15 protein-coding genes, 1 tRNA gene and 1 pseudogene are annotated in these 17,909 nt (G+C 47.7%); all 17 read left to right on the top strand.

Annotation, left to right across the window (positions count from 1 at the left end):
• The 17 genes and pseudogenes from BST99_RS08095 (at window position 1) to BST99_RS08020 (ending at window position 17,879) form a co-directional block, all read left to right on the top strand.
• Window positions 1-2,019: a penicillin-binding protein gene (locus tag BST99_RS08095; protein WP_105001348.1), complete on the top strand. Its 2,019-nt coding sequence runs from the start codon at window positions 1-3 to the stop codon at window positions 2,017-2,019.
• Entirely contained in the window at window positions 2,016-3,470 is a 1,455-nt protein-coding gene (locus BST99_RS08090; protein ID WP_105001347.1) for a UDP-N-acetylmuramoyl-L-alanyl-D-glutamate--2,6-diaminopimelate ligase, read from the top strand. Before BST99_RS08095 ends, BST99_RS08090 begins: the two co-directional genes overlap by 4 nt.
• 2 nt (window positions 3,471-3,472) lie before the next feature.
• Window positions 3,473-4,681, top strand: coding sequence for a phospho-N-acetylmuramoyl-pentapeptide-transferase (gene mraY / locus BST99_RS08085; RefSeq protein WP_105001346.1), 1,209 nt, complete (start codon window positions 3,473-3,475; stop codon window positions 4,679-4,681).
• Between the two features lie 2 nt (window positions 4,682-4,683).
• Window positions 4,684-6,015, top strand: coding sequence for a UDP-N-acetylmuramoyl-L-alanine--D-glutamate ligase (murD, locus tag BST99_RS08080; protein ID WP_105001345.1), 1,332 nt, complete (start codon window positions 4,684-4,686; stop codon window positions 6,013-6,015).
• 22 nt (window positions 6,016-6,037) lie between these two features.
• On the top strand, window positions 6,038-7,240 hold the full coding sequence (locus BST99_RS08075) for an FtsW/RodA/SpoVE family cell cycle protein (RefSeq protein WP_105001344.1): 1,203 nt from the start codon (window positions 6,038-6,040) through the stop codon (window positions 7,238-7,240).
• Window positions 7,227-8,320, top strand: a pseudogene (gene murG / locus BST99_RS08070) (undecaprenyldiphospho-muramoylpentapeptide beta-N-acetylglucosaminyltransferase). The gene BST99_RS08075 and the pseudogene murG overlap by 14 nt, the downstream one beginning before the upstream one ends.
• Entirely contained in the window at window positions 8,317-9,672 is a 1,356-nt protein-coding gene (locus BST99_RS08065; RefSeq protein WP_105001343.1) for a UDP-N-acetylmuramate--L-alanine ligase, read from the top strand. Before murG ends, BST99_RS08065 begins: the two are co-directional and overlap by 4 nt.
• On the top strand, window positions 9,662-10,219 hold the full coding sequence (locus BST99_RS08060) for a cell division protein FtsQ/DivIB (RefSeq protein WP_245916220.1): 558 nt from the start codon (window positions 9,662-9,664) through the stop codon (window positions 10,217-10,219). Before BST99_RS08065 ends, BST99_RS08060 begins: the two co-directional genes overlap by 11 nt.
• Complete coding sequence (locus BST99_RS14630; protein ID WP_245916219.1) at window positions 10,216-10,401, top strand: hypothetical protein; 186 nt, start codon at window positions 10,216-10,218, stop codon at window positions 10,399-10,401. Before BST99_RS08060 ends, BST99_RS14630 begins: the two co-directional genes overlap by 4 nt.
• The gene (gene ftsA, locus BST99_RS08055; protein ID WP_105001342.1) at window positions 10,388-11,737 is read left to right on the top strand and encodes a cell division protein FtsA; all 1,350 of its coding nucleotides are present in this window, start codon (window positions 10,388-10,390) and stop codon (window positions 11,735-11,737) included. Before BST99_RS14630 ends, ftsA begins: the two co-directional genes overlap by 14 nt.
• A 37-nt stretch (window positions 11,738-11,774) precedes the next feature.
• Window positions 11,775-13,808, top strand: a complete 2,034-nt coding sequence (ftsZ, locus tag BST99_RS08050; protein WP_105001341.1) for a cell division protein FtsZ — start codon at window positions 11,775-11,777, stop codon at window positions 13,806-13,808.
• A gap of 97 nt (window positions 13,809-13,905) precedes the next feature.
• On the top strand, window positions 13,906-14,358 hold the full coding sequence (locus BST99_RS08045; RefSeq protein WP_105001340.1) for a GatB/YqeY domain-containing protein: 453 nt from the start codon (window positions 13,906-13,908) through the stop codon (window positions 14,356-14,358).
• A 7-nt stretch (window positions 14,359-14,365) separates the two neighbouring features.
• A tRNA-Arg gene (locus BST99_RS08040) sits at window positions 14,366-14,439 on the top strand.
• Between the two features lie 413 nt (window positions 14,440-14,852).
• The gene (locus tag BST99_RS08035) at window positions 14,853-15,509 is read left to right on the top strand and encodes an NAD(P)H-binding protein (protein ID WP_105001339.1); all 657 of its coding nucleotides are present in this window, start codon (window positions 14,853-14,855) and stop codon (window positions 15,507-15,509) included.
• Between the two features lie 54 nt (window positions 15,510-15,563).
• Entirely contained in the window at window positions 15,564-16,247 is a 684-nt protein-coding gene (locus BST99_RS08030) for a CPBP family intramembrane glutamic endopeptidase (RefSeq protein WP_105001338.1), read from the top strand.
• A gap of 45 nt (window positions 16,248-16,292) precedes the next feature.
• Window positions 16,293-16,922 (top strand): DUF998 domain-containing protein, encoded by a 630-nt coding sequence (locus BST99_RS08025; RefSeq protein WP_105001337.1) that lies wholly within the window; start codon window positions 16,293-16,295, stop codon window positions 16,920-16,922.
• Window positions 16,923-16,934: 12 nt separating this feature from the next.
• On the top strand, window positions 16,935-17,879 hold the full coding sequence (locus BST99_RS08020) for a hypothetical protein (RefSeq protein WP_146106245.1): 945 nt from the start codon (window positions 16,935-16,937) through the stop codon (window positions 17,877-17,879).
• Window positions 17,880-17,909: the final 30 nt, after the last annotated feature.

Below are 17,909 nucleotides of genomic sequence, written 5' to 3'. Positions count from 1 at the left end.
ATGGCAATAACCGAAAAACATATCAATACGCGTCTCTATCTGGTGGCAGTTCTGTTTTTGCTCTTCTCCATGACCATCATCGTGCGGTTGATGGAGATCCAGATGATTCCCAAAGAGGAACTCGGTAAGATTCCAGAAAGCCGTATCCGGTCTGTGGTCAAAGTGCAGCCAAACCGTGGAGACCTGTTCTCGGAAGACGGTCATGTCTTGGCGGCTTCAGTCAATAAATACGATCTGTTTTTTGATCCGGTGAATCCTAAGCCGGCTTCTTTCTTTAATGACAATATTGGACCACTCTGTGATTCCATTGCCAAGGTGACCGGGCAATCCGCTGACAAATTGGTCATGCAGTTTCGCAAAGCCCGGGCCCGCAATGATCAGCACGAAGTTCTCATGCTCAATGTCGATCACCAGATGTATGAGCGTTTCAAAACTTTTCCGCTACTGAATAAAGGGATGCAGGGTGGATTTAAGTTTGAGCCACGGGTAGAGCGGGTATATCCTATGAATCCCCTGGCAGAGCGAACGATCGGAAAAGAGATTCGCAACGATGATGGGACCTATATCCGCGTCGGACTGGATGGAACTTTGGGTCGGGATTACCTGGAAGGGGTTGAAGGACGCCGCCTAAAACAAAAAATTTCGAATAAACTCTGGAAGCCTGTTGGGTCGGAGTATGTGGTAGAATTACAAGAGGGGAAGGACGTTGTCACAACCCTCAACATGCATATGCAAGACATTGTTCACCATGCCTTGAAGGAGCAGCTGGTGGCCAAAAATGCAGAACACGGTACCGCAATCCTGATGGAAGTCCAAACCGGAGAGGTTAAAGCCATAGCCAACCTCGGTTGGGACGAGTACCGCAAGGATTATACAGAGAAGAAAAGAAATTACGCGGTTTGGGAGCGCTACGATATTGGATCAACGGCCAAGCTGGCCTCCTTGCTTATTGCCTTGGAATCCCAGGTGGCGGACAGCAGCACTGTATTTGATACTAACGGAGGAAAATACCGTATTCCCGGGAAGACCGTCGAGGATTCGCACCGAGGAGGTTACGGAACAATCAGCCTGGGTCGAGGCTTTGCCGTGTCTTCAAACACCGTCTTTGCTCAATTGATTCACGAGAACTTTAAGGACCAACCCAAAGAGTACCTCAAACGCCTGGGTCGTTTGGGAATGACGAGTTCTCTAGGGGTGCCGATTGAAGGGGAGTCGGAACCTCTCCTGCGTTACCCGGGTGAATGGGGGTGGTCGGGTATTACTTTGGCCCAGATGGCTTACGGCTACGAAATTCAATTGACGCCTCTACAAGTCTTGGCTTTTTACAACGCTGTGGCCAATGACGGCGAGCTTATTCGTCCTCGCTTTATTAGCGAAACGCGAGAGAAGGGACGCCTGGTCAAGCGCTACAAAAAGCACGTATTAAAAAAGAAGATTTGCGGCCCCAGCAGTTTGAAGGTAGCTCAGCAGCTCCTTCGCGATGTCATCGAGAAGCCCTACGGAACAGCGAAGAATATGCGCACTGAAGTGGTTAGCATTGCCGGAAAGACCGGAACCAGTGAAATCAACTACACTACTGGTGATAAAAACGACTTGGAGTATATCGCGTCATTTGCGGGCTATTTTCCAGCGGAAGCGCCTCGCTACTCCTGTATTGTGGTGATCCACAAACCCAATAAAGAGGGCAAGAAATACTACGGGGCCGATGTAGCAGGTCCTGTTTTCAAAAAGATAGCCGAGAAGATCAGTACCCATTACCAAGACGAATTGTTGTGGGAAGAAGGCGAAATCTCGGAACCGGCCATGGAAGATGACTACGCCTCCTATTTCGCAATGGCAGAAAAAGAACTCAAACGCATCCCGGATTTGACGGGCATGAGTGGGATGGACGCTCTTGCTCTTCTCGAAAACCTGGGCGTAAATGTGGTGATTAAAGGCCATGGAAAAGTAAAAGAACAGTCTGTAAAGCCGGGTACACCGGTAGATCGAACCCGAAAAATTGAATTGAAGCTCTCTTGAAAGTACTGCGCGACATATTGTATGGTGTAAGCCTGGACGCTGTTTCCGGTGATACGGCAGTAGAGATTGCAGAGGTACAATTTGATTCCCGTCGAGTCGGAGATCAAGATGTCTTTGTGGCGGTACGTGGCTTGGTTTCGGACGGACACGACTTTATCGGTAAAGCGTTAGAGCTGGGGGCTCGTGCGATTGTTTGTGAAGAAGTTCCTGAGCAAACTGTGGAGGGAGTGACTTATGTACAGGTCAAGCATTCCGCTACGGCTCTTTCTGTTATGGCAGCCAACTTTTACGACAATCCATCGAAGAATTTGAAGTTGGTTGGGGTAACGGGTACCAATGGTAAAACCACCACGACCACCTTGCTTCACGAGCTCTTTCACAGCGCAGGTTATTCGGTAGGTTTGATATCGACCATCAAGGTGTTGGTCGGTACAAAGGAATACCCTGCGACCCATACCACACCGGATCCCCTGTCGATCAATAAATACCTGAGCATGATGTGTGGAGCAGGAGTTGAATTCTGCTTTATGGAAGTCAGTTCTCATGGAATTGATCAAAAACGCATTGAGGGTCTGCATTTTGCAGGAGCGGTCTTTACCAACCTCACGCACGATCACCTGGATTACCACGGCAGCTTTGCCGCCTACCGGGATACCAAGAAAAGACTCTTTGATCAGTTGCCGAAAACCGCTTTCGCTTTGGTCAATACCGATGACAAAAACGGCTTGGTGATGATGCAAAACACCCGAGCTCGCAAGCTTACCTATGCCTTAAAAGGCTATGCGGATTACCGGGCACAGGTACTCGAAAGCCAGTTTAACGGGCAGCTGATCAAGCTCGATGACAACGAGCTTTGGAGCAAGCTCATCGGACAATTCAATGCCTACAACTTGCTGGCGATCTATGCCGTCGCCGATCAGTTGGGCCTAGACAAAATAGAAACCTTGCGATTGATCAGCGAACTAGAAACCGTTGATGGTCGCTTTCAATACTTTATTTCACCCCAGAAAATTCAAGCGATAGTTGATTATGCCCATACACCGGATGCGCTTAAAAATGTGCTGGTAACCATCAGTGCATTGAGGACTGGAAATGAAAACGTCATCACCGTAGTGGGGTGTGGTGGTGATCGTGACCAATCTAAGCGTCCGGTTATGGGTCATATCGCTTCTGAATTCAGTGATAAAGTGATTTTTACTTCGGATAACCCCCGAAGCGAACCCCCCAGAAGCATCATGGATCAGATGGAAGCGGGTGTCGAAATTCAAAACAAGAAGAAGGTTTTGATGATTGAAGACCGGCGCGAGGCCATCAAGACCGCATGCAGTTTGGCTCAGGATGGCGACATTGTTTTGGTTGCCGGAAAAGGGCATGAAACCTACCAAGAGGTTCAAGGCGTACGGACGGAGTTCGATGACTACAAAGAAATCATCCAAATCTTATCCAACTAGTTATGCTGTATCACCTCTTTGATTATTTGGAACGCGTATACGAGCTGCCCGGAGCAGGACTTTTCAAGTTCTTGTCTTTTCGAGCGGGTTTGGCCGTATTGATTTCTTTATTGGTTGGTAGTGTCTACGGCAAGAACATCATTACCTATTTGCGTAAACAACAAATTGGGGAGCAAATCCGCGATTTGGGATTGGCTGGACAAGCCGAAAAGGCAGGTACACCGACCATGGGTGGGATCATTATTATTCTATCGACTTTGGTTCCCGTCTTATTGCTTGGGGATTTAACGAATATCTATGTTTGGTTGTTGATTGTCAGTATGTTGTGGATGGGTGTCATCGGCTTCATCGATGACTACATCAAGACCTTCAAAAAGGATAAAGAGGGGCTCAAGGGTCGTTTTAAAATTCTTGGTCAAGTTGTACTTGGGCTGGTTGTGGGTCTGGTGATGTACTTCCATCCTTCTGTGACCATCAAAGAAAATGTAACAGGAGATTCCGCTCAAACGGAGGTGGTTGCTGAAGGGTCTAAATCATTGAAGACCAACCTTCCTTTTTTCAAAAACAACGAGCTCGATTATACAGACTTGATCAGCTGGATTTCTCCAGAGATGGAGCAGTACGCTTGGCTCATTTTTATACCCGCGGTTATTATCATCGTGACGGCTGTTTCGAACGGGGCTAACCTAACCGATGGAATTGACGGTTTGGCGGCTGGATCTTCGGCCATAATTGTCATCACCTTGACCCTCTTCGCTTGGGTTTCGGGGAATGTCCTCTTTTCGGATTACCTCGATATCCTCTATATCCCAAATGTAGGGGAGTTGGTAATTTTTACCGCCGCTTTTGTTGGAGCGCTGGTTGGATTTTTATGGTACAACGCTTATCCGGCCCAGGTTTTTATGGGTGATACGGGGAGTTTGACCATTGGTGGCGTTATTGCCGTGATCGCCATCATTGTTCGCAAGGAATTACTGATTCCCATTTTGTGTGGAATCTTTTTCGCGGAGTCCCTATCGGTAATGATACAGGTAGGTTATTTCAAGCAGACCAAAAGAAGATTTGGGGAAGGGAAGAGGGTCTTTTTGATGGCTCCCCTTCACCATCATTTTCAGAAGAAAGGCTTTCACGAAAGCAAAATCGTAACCCGGTTTTGGATTGTGGGCATACTGCTGGCCATTGTCAGTGTAGTAACCCTTAAGATTCGCTAGCCATGCGGTTGGTGGTGCTCGGCGCTGGAGAGAGTGGTGTAGGGACCGCTCTGTTAGGAAAACAAAAAGGATACGAGGTGTTTGTATCGGATGCCTCTGAGATCCAAGAAAAATACAAGAACGTTCTTTTACATCACGGGATTGATTTTGAAGAGAAGCAACACACGGAGTCGCTGATTCTATCGGCCGATGTGGTGATGAAATCACCGGGTATCCCTGATCGGGTGCCTTTGATCCAAGCGCTTTTAAAGCGAGGAGTCGCGGTGGTTTCTGAACCTGAATTTGCCGCCCAGTTTAGCGATGCCCAGTGGATCGCCATTACCGGGACCAACGGCAAAACGACCACTACTGAGCTGACTTATTACCTGCTGGATGCAGCGGGCCTATCTGCTGCGAAAATGGGTAATGTGGGCATCAGTATGGCAGGACAAGTGGCTGCAGGAGGCTTTGACTATGGCGTTTTGGAGATCAGCAGTTTTCAGCTGGACGGGATACGGGATTTTAGACCCCATATCGCCGTGATTACCAATATCACACCAGATCATTTGGATCGCTACAACTACGAGTTCGAGAACTACATCGCTTCTAAATTCAGAATTGCCCGGAACCAAAAAGAAACCGATTACCTGATCTACGATTATGACGATCCGGTGATTCGGGAAGGATTAAAAAAATACCCGACTCGGGCTACCCCAATCCCTTTCTCCGTGAAAGAAAAACTGGAGCAAGGGGCTTACTTAGAAAACGGAATGATTCGGTTTTCTGTGAATGATAAAACAATGGATATGGACGCAGGACTTCTGCCTATCGAAGGATTACACAACAAGAAAAACGCCATGGCGGCAAGCATTGCTTCGCTGCTGGTCAATGTACGAAAAGAAGAGCTGAGAAAGAGCATTCAGCACTTTCAGGGGGTGCCACACCGTCTTGAAAAGGTGTTGCGCATCGGCGGGGTAGAGTACATCAACGATTCCAAAGCGACCAATGTTAATGCTTGTTACTATGCTCTGGAAGGCATCAAAAAACCCATTGTTTGGATTGCTGGTGGGGTAGATAAAGGAAACGATTACATGGAGCTCATGCCTTTGGTACGGGAAAAAGTAAAAGCCATCATCTGTTTGGGGATGGACAATACGAGCCTGGTGGACACCTTCAGCCCGGTGGCTGATCTCATGGTCGAGACCTATTCCATGGAAGAGGCGGTCAAGGTCGCCAATAAGGTGGCTCAAAAAGGCGATACCGTTTTGTTGTCGCCGGCTTGCGCCAGTTTTGACCTTTTTAAAAATTATGAGGACCGCGGAGAACAGTTCAAAGCGGCCATACGAAAACTATAGAACACAACACGAGAACCCGAAAATGATTGGATTGATAAAAAGCTTGAAAGGAGATAGAGCCATTTGGGGACTGGTTGCCCTATTGGCCCTCTTTTCGTTTTTGCCCGTTTACAGCTCTACGACCAAATTGGCGTTGATGGGGAACAAAACCAGCTTTGAGTTTCTAATGAAACACGGCTTGCTGTTGGTTTTGGGCTTTGGAATCATTTATGCGGTTCACCGTGTCCCTACACGCTATTTTAAAGGCTTGTCGATTATGGCTTTGCCATTTTCGATTGCCCTTTTGGTCTTGCCCTTGGCTATTGGTGCCACCTCGGAAGGGGAAAGTGCCAGCCGATGGATTGTCATGCCGGTGGTTTCTCTGCGTTTTCAGCCTTCTACTCTAGCCTCTTTGGTTTTGATGGTCTGGGTGGCGCGTTTTTTGGCCAAGACTAAGGATGAAACCATCAGCTTTAAAGACAGTCTTTTACCTTTGTGGTTTCCGGTATTGGTTACCGTTGGGCTTATTCTGCCGGAGAACTTTTCGACCGCGGCTATTCTGATGACCTTGGTGTTGTTGCTCTGCTTTTTGGGCGGGTATCCGCTGAAGTATTTGGGAGCCATTTGTGGGACGGGCTTGCTGGTGCTCTCTCTGTTTGTCTATACGCTCCGTATAACCCCAAAAGACGATCTTCCGGGTCGTGCCAAGACCTGGCAAACCCGAATCAATACCTTTTGGAATCCTGAAGAAGCCACTCAGGACGCACAGCGACAGGCCAACTTTGCCAAAATCGCGATTGCTAATGGAGGCTTGGTCGGGAAGGGAGCCGGAAAGAGTGAAACCAAGAACCACTTGCCCCAGAGTAGTTCCGACTTTATCTATGCGATCATCATTGAAGAGTATGGCTTTTTAGGAGGAGGTCTGCTGCTCTTTATCTATATGCTCCTGCTGTTTCGCATCGTGGTTGTGGCCAATAGCGCCAAGACCATTTTTTCAAAATTATTAGTGCTTGGAGTGGGCTTGCCCATCGTTTTTCAAGCCTTGATCAATATGGCGGTGGTGGTGCAGTTGTTCCCAGTAACGGGCCAGCCCTTGCCGCTGATCAGTATGGGGGGAACCTCGATTTGGATGACCTGTTTGGCCATCGGTATTATTCTCAGTGCCAGTGACAAATCTGAAGTGGTTCCAACCCCAACCGAAAAATCCGAACACAATCCATTAGAAGTACTCAGTGGGCAGTTATAAGTTTCTCATATCAGGTGGTGGAACCGGGGGGCACGTTTTCCCGGCCATAGCCATTGGTCAGGAGTTACAGCGACGCTACCCCGATGCAGATTTCTTGTTTGTGGGGGCCAAGGATAAGATGGAAATGGAAAAGGTGCCACAAGCTGGGTTTAACATCCAAGGTCTTTGGATCAGTGGATTTCAACGCAAGCTGAGCTGGGCCAATTTGGTGTTTCCGTTTAAGCTGCTGTCGAGTCTGTCCAAAGCCAAAAAGATCATCCGCCAGTTCAAGCCGGATGTCGCCATTGGAACAGGAGGATTTGCGAGTGGACCTGTGCTGAAAATGGCCGCCAAAACCAAGGTGCCCTTTATCTTGCAGGAGCAGAATTCGTATGCCGGAGTAACCAATAAGCTACTGGCGAAAAGCGCTTCCGTCATCTGTGTGGCTTACCCTCATATGGAGCGGTTTTTTCCGGCTGATCGTCTGGTACTTACCGGAAATCCAATCCGTAAGGATTTGTTGAAACCTCTACCGGCGCAGGCCGAAGCTCTGGAAGCTTTTGGTTTGGATACCGCTAAAAAGACCGTCTTGATTTTGGGTGGAAGCCTGGGAGCTCGGCGCGTGAATCAATTGATCGAAAAAGAGCTCCCCTTCTTTGAAGCCCAAGGGGTTCAACTGCTGTGGCAGTGTGGAAAGTTCTATGCCGAAGATTATAAAAAATACAGCCGAGAATCCGTTCAGGTCATGCCCTTTGTGGATCGCATGGATCTGCCTATGCTGCGGCTGACATCATTATTTCCAGAGCCGGTGCCGGTTCTGTATCTGAATTAGCTCTAGTCGGAAAGCCCTTGCTTTTGATCCCTTCTCCGAATGTTGCTGAGGATCACCAGACGAAGAATGCCCAGGCAGTCGTCGAGGTGGGTGGGGCCAAAATGCTGAAAGAAAGCGAACTCAATAGCCGCTTCCAAGAATGTATGGAGGAGCTTTTGACCGACGCCACTGTACAACAGAATTTGCAAGAAGGCATTCGCCGTTTTGCCCGTCCACAAGCGACAGAAGACATCGTGGATGAAATCGCTAAACTCTTGCCCGCCTCATGAAACAAGTCCTGCGACATATCGACAGCTTGTACTTCATCGGTATTGGGGGTATTGGGATGTCTGCCTTGGCGCGCTATGCCAAGCAGTTGGGTTTGCGGGTTGCCGGTTACGACCGGGTCCAAACCGCATTGACCCAGGCCCTGGAAGCAGAGGGGATAGCGATTGATTATGACATTAGACCGGAACAGCTGGAGGAAGGCTTTAACCAGGCCGACAAATGCTGGGCCATTTATACCCCGGCGGTGCCCGTCTCCAATGCTTATTTCGCGCATTTTGAGAAGCAAGGAGTTCGCTTGATGAAGCGAGCTGAACTATTGGGCAAACTCACCGAACACACACAGTGTTTGGCAGTGGCTGGAACCCATGGAAAGACGACAACGTCCGCCATTTTAGCGCACCTTCTCAATGTCCACAAGCAGGACTTTGTCGCCTTTCTGGGTGGGGTATCCGAAGACTTTCAGAGCAACTTTTTGATGAAGGGCCACACCTATTCAGTGGTCGAAGCCGATGAGTTTGATCGTTCCTTTCTGCATCTTTCACCTTCTCACGCCTGTGTAACCCATATGGATGCCGATCACCTCGATATTTATGGCGATCCCAAGGCCATGGAAGAAAGCTACAAGGCCTTTGCCGAAAAACTAAGACCGGGAGGTCAGTTAATCGTACGCCAGGGCTTACCGCTCGAAGGATTGAGTTATGGGTTTGAGCAGGGAGCCGATTACCAGCTCCTCAACCTGGAGATTGTCGACGGTGGTTATCGCTTTGATTTTCATACCCCCAAAAAGGAATTTAAAGGAGTACGCTACTACAAGCCTGGCCGTCACAATGTGCTGAATGCCGCAGCGGCCTGGGCGTTGGCAGATCAGATCTGTCCGGCCATGGATTTTTCTGAAGCCCTGGCAGGCTTCAAAGGAGTAGAGCGTCGCTTCAGTTATGTAGTGCGGGAATCGGATTTCGTTTTTATTGACGATTACGCCCATCACCCCACCGAGATCGATGCGGTGTACGAAGCGGTGAGCAAGTGGTATCCTGCCAAGAAAACCCTGGTGGTGTTTCAGCCTCATTTGTTTAGTAGAACCCAGGATTTTGAAACCGAATTTGCGGAGAGTTTAAGCCGTTTTGAGGCCGTCTTTTTGATGGAGATTTACCCAGCAAGAGAGGAGCCCATTCCTGGGGTAACCTCTTCTGCGCTCCTCGAAAAAGTAAAGACTCCAACCAAGGCGTTGGTCGCCCGAGAGGCTTTGATCGATGAAATTAAAAACTACCAGCCCGAGCTCCTGTTGATGCTCGGAGCAGGAGATATAGGAAAAGAAGTAAGAACCGTAAAAAACGCCTTGGGATATGAAGCGTAAAACCGCCTTTTGGGAATTGGGATTGCTCGCCGTGATCGTCTTGGGATTGTACGGATTTGCGGGGCATAGATATCAACTCCGGGTCGTAGAAGATATTGAAGTTAAATTCCTCGGAGACAATAACTTATATATTACAGAAGATGCCGTTGATAAGTTGTTGATACAAAATCATGGAAGCCTAAGAAACCTCCCTGTAGATCAGATAGTTTTGAATACCATAGAAGAGGAAATCAACGCCAATCCTATGGTTGATAATGCCCAAGTCTTCCTTACTCACACCGGCTCTATGGTCGTCCAAGTGAGGCAGCGTCAGCCGATCGGAAGGGTTCAGACTCTTGTAGAATCATTCTACCTCGATCAATCGGGACAGCGCATGCCCTTGTCCGAACAATTTACGGCAAGAGTGCCCTTGATCACCGGGAAGGTGAATAAGGCCACCTTAGTGGCTGTTCATCGTATACTGACCGAGGTGCAAACCGATTCGTTTTTGATGAAAAACGTGATTGGTATTCATATCGCAGAAGAAGACGACTACAGGTTGAGTTGAGAAGCGAGGATTATCGTTTGCATTTGGGGAATGCAGATCGCTTGGCTAACAAATTTCAAAAGTTCAAGGCCTTTTACGCCCAGTCGCTTAAGGCAGAAGGGATGAGGGACTACGAAAAAGTAAGTCTGGAATTCAGGAAGCAAGTCGTCTGCACCAAAAAACAAGAGCATGGAACAAACTAAGTACTCCGTCGGATTAGACATCGGAACCACAAAAATCGTAGCCATCATTGGCCGCGAAAACGAATACGGGAAAATTGAGGTCCTGGGCATGGGCAAGTCTAAGAGCCTGGGTGTTCATCGTGGTGTGGTGAACAACATCACCCAAACGATTCAATCCATCCAACTCGCCGTGGACCAAGCGGTGGCGGATTCGGGTCTGGAGATCAAAGAAGTGGTGGTCGGTATTGCCGGGCAACACATCCGTAGTCTGCAACACAGCGACTACATCACTCGTGATAACTCGGAGCGGGTAATTAGCGATCAGGATTTGGAGTTGCTCTGTGATCAGGTGTACAAATTGATCATGCTTCCTGGAGAAGAAATTATTCACGTTTTGCCACAAGAGTACAAGGTCGACGCTCAAGCCGAAATTAAGCAGCCCATCGGGATGTATGGTGGACGTTTGGAGGCCAACTTCCACGTGGTGGTCGGACAGGTCACTTCCATCAAGAATATTGGACGCTGCATCAAGAGTGCAGGACTGGACCTGGCCAATATCACACTCGAGCCACTGGCCTCTGCCAAGGCCGTGCTCAGTCAAGAAGAAAAAGAAGCCGGGGTGGCCCTCATTGATATCGGAGGGGGAACCACGGACCTGGCCATCTTCAAAGACGGCATCATAAGGCATACTTCGGTTATTCCTTTTGGAGGAAATATCATTACTGAAGACATCAAAGAAGGCTGTTCTATCATCGAAAAGCAAGCCGAGCTCTTGAAGATTAAGTTTGGTTCGGCCTGGCCCGGAGAAAATAAAGACAACGAGATTGTTTCGATTCCCGGACTTCGTGGTCGCGAGCCCAAAGAGATCACCCTCAAAAACTTGTCGAAAATCATCCACGCTCGTGTGGTCGAGATTGTAGAGCAGGTTTACGTCGAAATCAAAAACTACGGCTACGACGAGCCGAAGAAAAAACTAATTGCAGGGATCGTGTTGACCGGTGGTGGAAGTCAACTGAAGCACCTCAAGCAATTGGTAGAATACATCACCGGCATGGATACGCGTATCGGTTATCCGAACGAGCACCTCGCGGGACACTCGGACGAAGATATCGCTAGCCCATTGTACGCTACAGCGGTCGGCTTGCTGATGGACGCACTCGAGAGAGATCGTCAATTGCCCCCTCCGGTACAGATTGTCGGAGAAGAAACTGAGGAGGTGGAAGGGGAGGAAATGGTGCAAGCTGAACTGGGAACGGAGCCTCTGGCTCAGGATACCTTGACAGAACAAGCTCAAAAAGCGACCGTTTTGGAGCGCTGGAGTGATAAACTGAGAAAGTTTTTAGAGAACGCAGAATAACCCCCCATAATACAAACACACACACAACGCATAGACTATGAGTACAACCGATGATATAAGCAACATCGACTTTGATCTGCCGAAGCACAAGAGCAACGTGATCAAGGTCATTGGTGTCGGTGGTGGCGGAGGAAACGCCATTAACCACATGTTCGAGGCGGGCATTAACGGTGTGGATTTCGTGATCTGTAACACGGATTCCCAGGCCTTGCAAAACAGCCCGGTTCCCAATAAAATTCAGTTAGGAGTTTCTTTGACTGAAGGTCTTGGTGCAGGTGCTAATCCGGAGATCGGAGAGCAGGCTGCCATGGAGAGTATGGAAGACATCAAGAACATGCTTGGTCCAACAACCAAGATGGTCTTTATTACCGCTGGTATGGGTGGTGGAACCGGAACAGGTGCCGCGCCGATCATCGCTAAGTTCTCTAAAGAAATGGATATCCTCACGGTAGGAATCGTCACCATTCCTTTTCAGTTTGAAGGAAGCATGCGTACCAAGCAGGCTCAGGCTGGAATCGAGCGTTTGCGCGAGAATGTCGATTCTCTGATCGTGATCAACAACAATAAACTCCGCGAGATTTACGGTAACCTTGGATTCAAAGCGGGCTTCTCTAAAGCCGATGAAGTCTTGGCCACTGCCGCTCGTGGAATTGCAGAGGTGATTACCCACCACTACATGCAGAACATTGACTTGCGTGATGCCAAGACGGTTCTTTCCGACAGTGGAACGGCCATCATGGGATCTTCTCAGGCAAGTGGTTCAACGCGTGCGAACGAGGCGATTACAGAAGCCCTGGATTCTCCGCTATTGAACGATAACAAAATCAAAGGAGCCAAGAATGTGTTGCTCCTTATTGTTTCGGGTACACAAGAAATTACCATTGACGAAATTGGTGAGATCAACGATTACATTCAGGTCGAAGCCGGTTACAGCGCCAACATTATTATGGGGGTTGGCGAGGATGAAACCTTGGGTGAAGCCATTTCGGTTACCGTCATCGCTACCGGATTTGATGTAGATCAGCAAGACGATATCGTCAACACCGAGACCAAGAAAATTGTACACCAATTGGACGGGGCCCAGAAAGTGGCTGCCTTGGCTAAGCCCGAATCAGCTCCTGTTGAGTCTGACGTGGCGGTTGAGCAGACGGCTGCTGCAGAGGAAGAAGTGATCATCAAGCACCAACTCGATGACACCGAAATAGAAAAGGAAGATCTTGGGGGTTTGGGTTTGGTCCCCACGACAGATGAGCTCAGAAACCTGGATGTGGTCTATGAGGAAGTCAAGCCTGAAGTAATTGCTGCGGAAGTTCCCGCAGAGACCCTGGAAACCGAATTGGACCAGGCCGTTTCTGAAGAGGAGTTCGTCATCATCGAAACCAGCGAGCAACTGCGCGATATCGATGTGGTTGAGCCGGAAGAGGTTTTGAACCGGGAGGAATTGGAGCAGACAGCTTTGGCTTTTGAATTGCCTTTGGTTGTTGACAATCCTGTTGAAGAAGAGGAAGAAATCGTTGCTGAAGACGAGGCGCCGACCATCACCTTTGATTTGTCTGACGAATCCATGAGCATGGAAGAGGAGGCGTATATCGAAGTGGATGAGATCGTCGAAACGCCGCCTCTAGAAAGCAGCGAGACCCGCTTCGATTTGCAAGACTATATGGAGCTTGAAAAGCAATTGGCCGGTGCCCAACCTGCAGAGGAAAAAGAAACCGCCGTTGCCGATGAGCCGGTACTAAAAAGAATTGATCAGGAAACTGAAGCCTCCACCGGAGATCCACAAGGAGAGGTGGCTGCTGAGGAAAATCCTTTTGAAAATTCCATCGATGAAATCTTAAAAGAGCGCGTAGACGATCGCCGGAAGAAAATGAAAGACTTCAACCACAAGTTCAGTTTTCGCCGTAACAGCATCGAGGATATCGAGAAAGAACCCGCCTACAAAAGACAAGGCGTAGACCTTGGGGATGTCCCTAAGGAACAAAAGGTCTCACGTACGAGCTTGAGCGAAGACAGCAATGAGGATATGCAGCTGCGATCCAACAATTCGTTCTTGCACGACAACGTGGATTAGTAGTGTTTAGTTTGTATTCCCTAACGGGAGTTTTAAGCCCGAAAGCTCTCGCTTTCGGGTTTATTTTTTTAACTTTGCCCTCCTTAAAACAGAGCCCATGAGTTTGCAATCACAGGTTATGACAGAGCTAAAAGCCGCGATGAAAGCCAAGGACAGTGTTGCCTTGGAATCACTGCGTGCCATCAAGTCTGCCATCTTGCTCGCCCAAACCGAAACCGGTGGAGGGGGAGAGTTATCTGAGGAGGCAGAAATCAAGCTTTTGCAGAAGCTCGTCAAGCAACGCAAAGACAGTGCAGCCCTTTACAACGATCAGGGTCGTGCCGACTTGGCTGAACCTGAATTGGCACAAGCTGCCGTTATCGAAAAGTTCTTGCCTGAGCAACTCTCTGAAGAAGAGATTACCGCTGTCGTTAAAGCCACGATCGAAAAGGTTGGGGCCAGCGGCATGCAAGACATGGGAAAAGTCATGGGAATGGCCTCTAGGGAGCTCGCAGGCAAAGCCGATGGGAAGACCATCTCCGGCATTGTAAAGACGCTTCTAAGCAGCTAACATAAACGGCCGCGTAGTTCAACTGGATAGAATATCAGATTTCGGCTCTGAGGGTTGGGGGTTCGAATCCTCCCGCGGTCACGAATAAAACCCAAAAAAGGGGAAAGCGAAAAGCGAGCAAAGAAAAAGCTCGCTTTTTCTTTTGGGAGTGATTGAAGCTTTCTTTTTGGGTTTTTCAACGCGGAGCGTTGTGAGGAACATTTGCGGAGCAAATGAATCCTCTTCTTCTTCACTCGTTAGCGTTGGGCTTTGTATTTGCAAAGGGGAATGCATTGAGGATGATTAACGAGGTGAATCAATCCTTTCTTTTTGGGTTTTTCAACGCGGAGCGTTGTGAGGAACATTTGCGGAGCAAATGAATCCTCTTCTTCTTCATTCGTTAGCATTGGGCTTTGTATTTGCAAAGGGGAGTGCAGTGAGGAGGATTAACGAAGTGAATCAATCCGCTATATTTATAAGAGAATAGGCATGGATTTTTACAACAACTTTTCTCAATGAAAAAAATACTAATCGCCGGCGCCTCAGGAATGGTTGGAGGACACCTTCTCGAAGAAGCCCTCGCCTCAGACAGAGTGGCCAAAGTCATTTCTCTGGTAAGAAAGGCAGGAGACAAAAGGCACCCCAAGCTTCAAGAAAGACTCATCGAAGACTTTTCGGACTATTCCAACTCAGCCGAAATATTCAAGGATGTGGATGCCGCTTATTTCTGCATTGGAGTCTATACCGGTAAAGTGCCGGATGATCAATTCAAGGTGATCACCGTCGATTATGCGGTGGCCTTTGCTCAAGCGCTTCAAGAGAACAGCCCCAAGGCCAAATTCTGTTTATTAAGTGGGCAGGGTGCCGATAGGACTGAAAAAAGCAGGATGAGCTTTGCCAAATACAAGGGCATGGCCGAAAACCAAATCTCCGAACTAGGATTGATCTTCTTCAGCTTTCGTCCGGCTTATATCTACCCTAGCGTTGCGCGAAAAGAACCGAATCTCATGTACACCATCTCGCGTTGGTTGTATCCTTTGATCAAACTGCTCGGGAAGAACGCGAGTATTCCTTCCGCCGATTTGGCCAAGGCCATGTTCCAGGTAGGGTTAGATGGTACGGACAAGTCCATCCTTGAGAACCGGGATATCCTTAAGGTGTTGAAGGCTTAAACGCGTAACAAATTCAGTCAAATCCCTACCTATGGAGAAATCAACCTTTTCCATATGACCCAGCCAATACCCTCTAAGGCCGCCTATGCCTTGGATTTAGTTCTCTACTTGGGCGTGATGTTCGGTATTCGAGAACTCTACTTTGACCAGTTGGATTTTATTGCTAATGGGCTGTTCTGGTCCTTGACCACTCTGTTGGTAGCTACATGGCGAATGCGTGCTCGAGCAATAAGTTGGAAAGACCTGGGTTTAACTAAACCCAAGCTTCTAAAAACCTTGGGAATAACCGTTTTGATCTTGATTGCAACGGTTGTAGGTATCATGAGTTTCGAAATTCTCAAAGACTTTCTTTCGTTCGATTTAAATCCAGACACCTCCTCTGCGCAGGCGTCGGTCAAATTTGGGCTTGAAAAAGGAGGTTGGACTCATTTTTTAATGATTATACCCTTGGTCTGGTTGCAATCTGCATTGGAAGAAATGCTCGACCGTGGATTCTTGATTTCCTGGATAGAGAAAGCGCTTTCTTCCAATATCGTGGCCACGGTATTCGCTGTGCTCCTTCAGGCTGCGATTTTCGGATTTCGACATTCCTATGACTTGTCCGAAAGATCCATCACCGTGGGGATCATTGGCCTTGTCATGGGTACAGCCTACGTGCTCTCTGGAAGAAATCTCTGGCCTTTGATTTTGGCGCACTGTTTGCTGAACACCCTCTCTTTAGTGGAGAAAGTTGCGTAACTTAATTTCTAAACCCTTCGTCTTTATCCCCTTCAAGCCTATTTAATGAAAAACACCTTTGTTTTTTTAATCGGAATCCTCGGCGTCCTGCTCTTTGTAGGGTCTGCTATTTGGGGTGGTATTTTAATAGACGGCTACGACCCCCTAAGCCAATTGATCAGCGAATCCTATGCGACCGATACCGAGTATGGGGAGTCTTTGCGGTTTTACGGATACATTCCCAGTGGTCTACTCTTGGCCATGTTTTGCTTTGCAGGAAGAAGCGTTTTTCCGCGTTCCCGGGTAACAACATTGGGTTTTATCGGTCTTGGGATTTTTTATGGATTCGCTACTGTGGTGGTTTCCCTCTACCCTTGTGACAGTGGGTGCTTGTTTACCAAAGAGCCGAGTCTGTCGCAGTTCATCCATAACCTGGTTGGCTTCGTGACCTATGCTACAGTTCCGCTCTGTATTTTTATGGTCGGTCGCGGTCTAAGACAATTCGAAACCCACAAGCGCTTTGCCAATCAATCGATTCAATTGGGGTTACTGAGCGTGGTTCTGGTGCTCCTGTTTTTTGGGTTAGCCGATTCTGAGTATGCCGGTCTGTCTCAGCGGGCAGTCGAGCTGAGTTTTATCGGTTGGGTGATTCTTTGTGCGTTTACTATTTTACGCACGAAATCCAATCCCTTATAAAAACCGCCCTTCATGAAATTCATATTCCCTTTCTTATTTACTCTGCTTCTGCTCGCTAGTTGCGCAGAATCGGCAAATCATCCTAGGCCCAAGTATGATGATGCCGAGAACGATCGGGAATTCTACAATTTTTCTGGAGCGGTTAAGAGCATGAAACGCTATAGGACTATCAGTCCCAAGCAAGGACATGTCTATGAAAGTGTACCTCAATGGTTTATGAAATTCACTAAGGATGGGAAGATCGTCAAATACACGAGATTTCTAGACAATGGTAAAGTTTCATCAACGGAAGAATACGAGTATAACGCAGAAAATCTTTTAAAGAAAATCACAAACAAGCAGCCCTTGTACAATGAAAAGAGCGAGCCTTTTTACAGTTATGATACCATTAATAACATCACGACGATTACTTACCATGTTGATAGTCTGGTGAATATTTTGAAGGTGTATTACAATGAAAAAGAGCAGGTGACAAAAATGGTAAATGAAAATAATAATGGAAGCAGTGAAGAAACCTTTAGGTACGAGAAAGATGATGAAGGTAATCTGACCAAGGAACTAAAATTTCAAGATGGAGAGTTAGTTAGCTCTCAATTTTATGAATACAATGCGCAAGGCAGGACCATTAAGTATATCACTGAGTTTAATAGTATGAAAATGGGTTGGGAGCGGACTTGGGAGAACGGATATTTAATTCAGCAAGAAAACTACACCCTTTCCCCTGATGGGGCCAAGCATCTTGATGAAAAAAACACCTATGACAAGCATTACAATGTCATCCACAAGAAGGTCTTCAGAGATGATGAACTGAGCCGGGAATTGAAGTATTCATATAGCTATGATGCTCATGGGAACTGGGTAAAGAGAAACGTGACCATCAAGGAAGTGGATTTTGGTAGGACAAAATTTATTCCTGCTTTTGAAGAGACCCAGGAATTGGAGTATTGGGATGAATAATGATCTCTGGCATAATTCTAGTGGTCTTTT

The sequence above is a fragment of the Aureicoccus marinus genome, from assembly GCF_002954325.1.
Taxonomy (GTDB): Bacteria; Bacteroidota; Bacteroidia; order Flavobacteriales; family Flavobacteriaceae; genus Aureicoccus; species Aureicoccus marinus.
The sequence above is the reverse complement of the archived record's forward strand: the minus strand, read 5'-3'. Positions and strand labels throughout refer to the sequence as shown.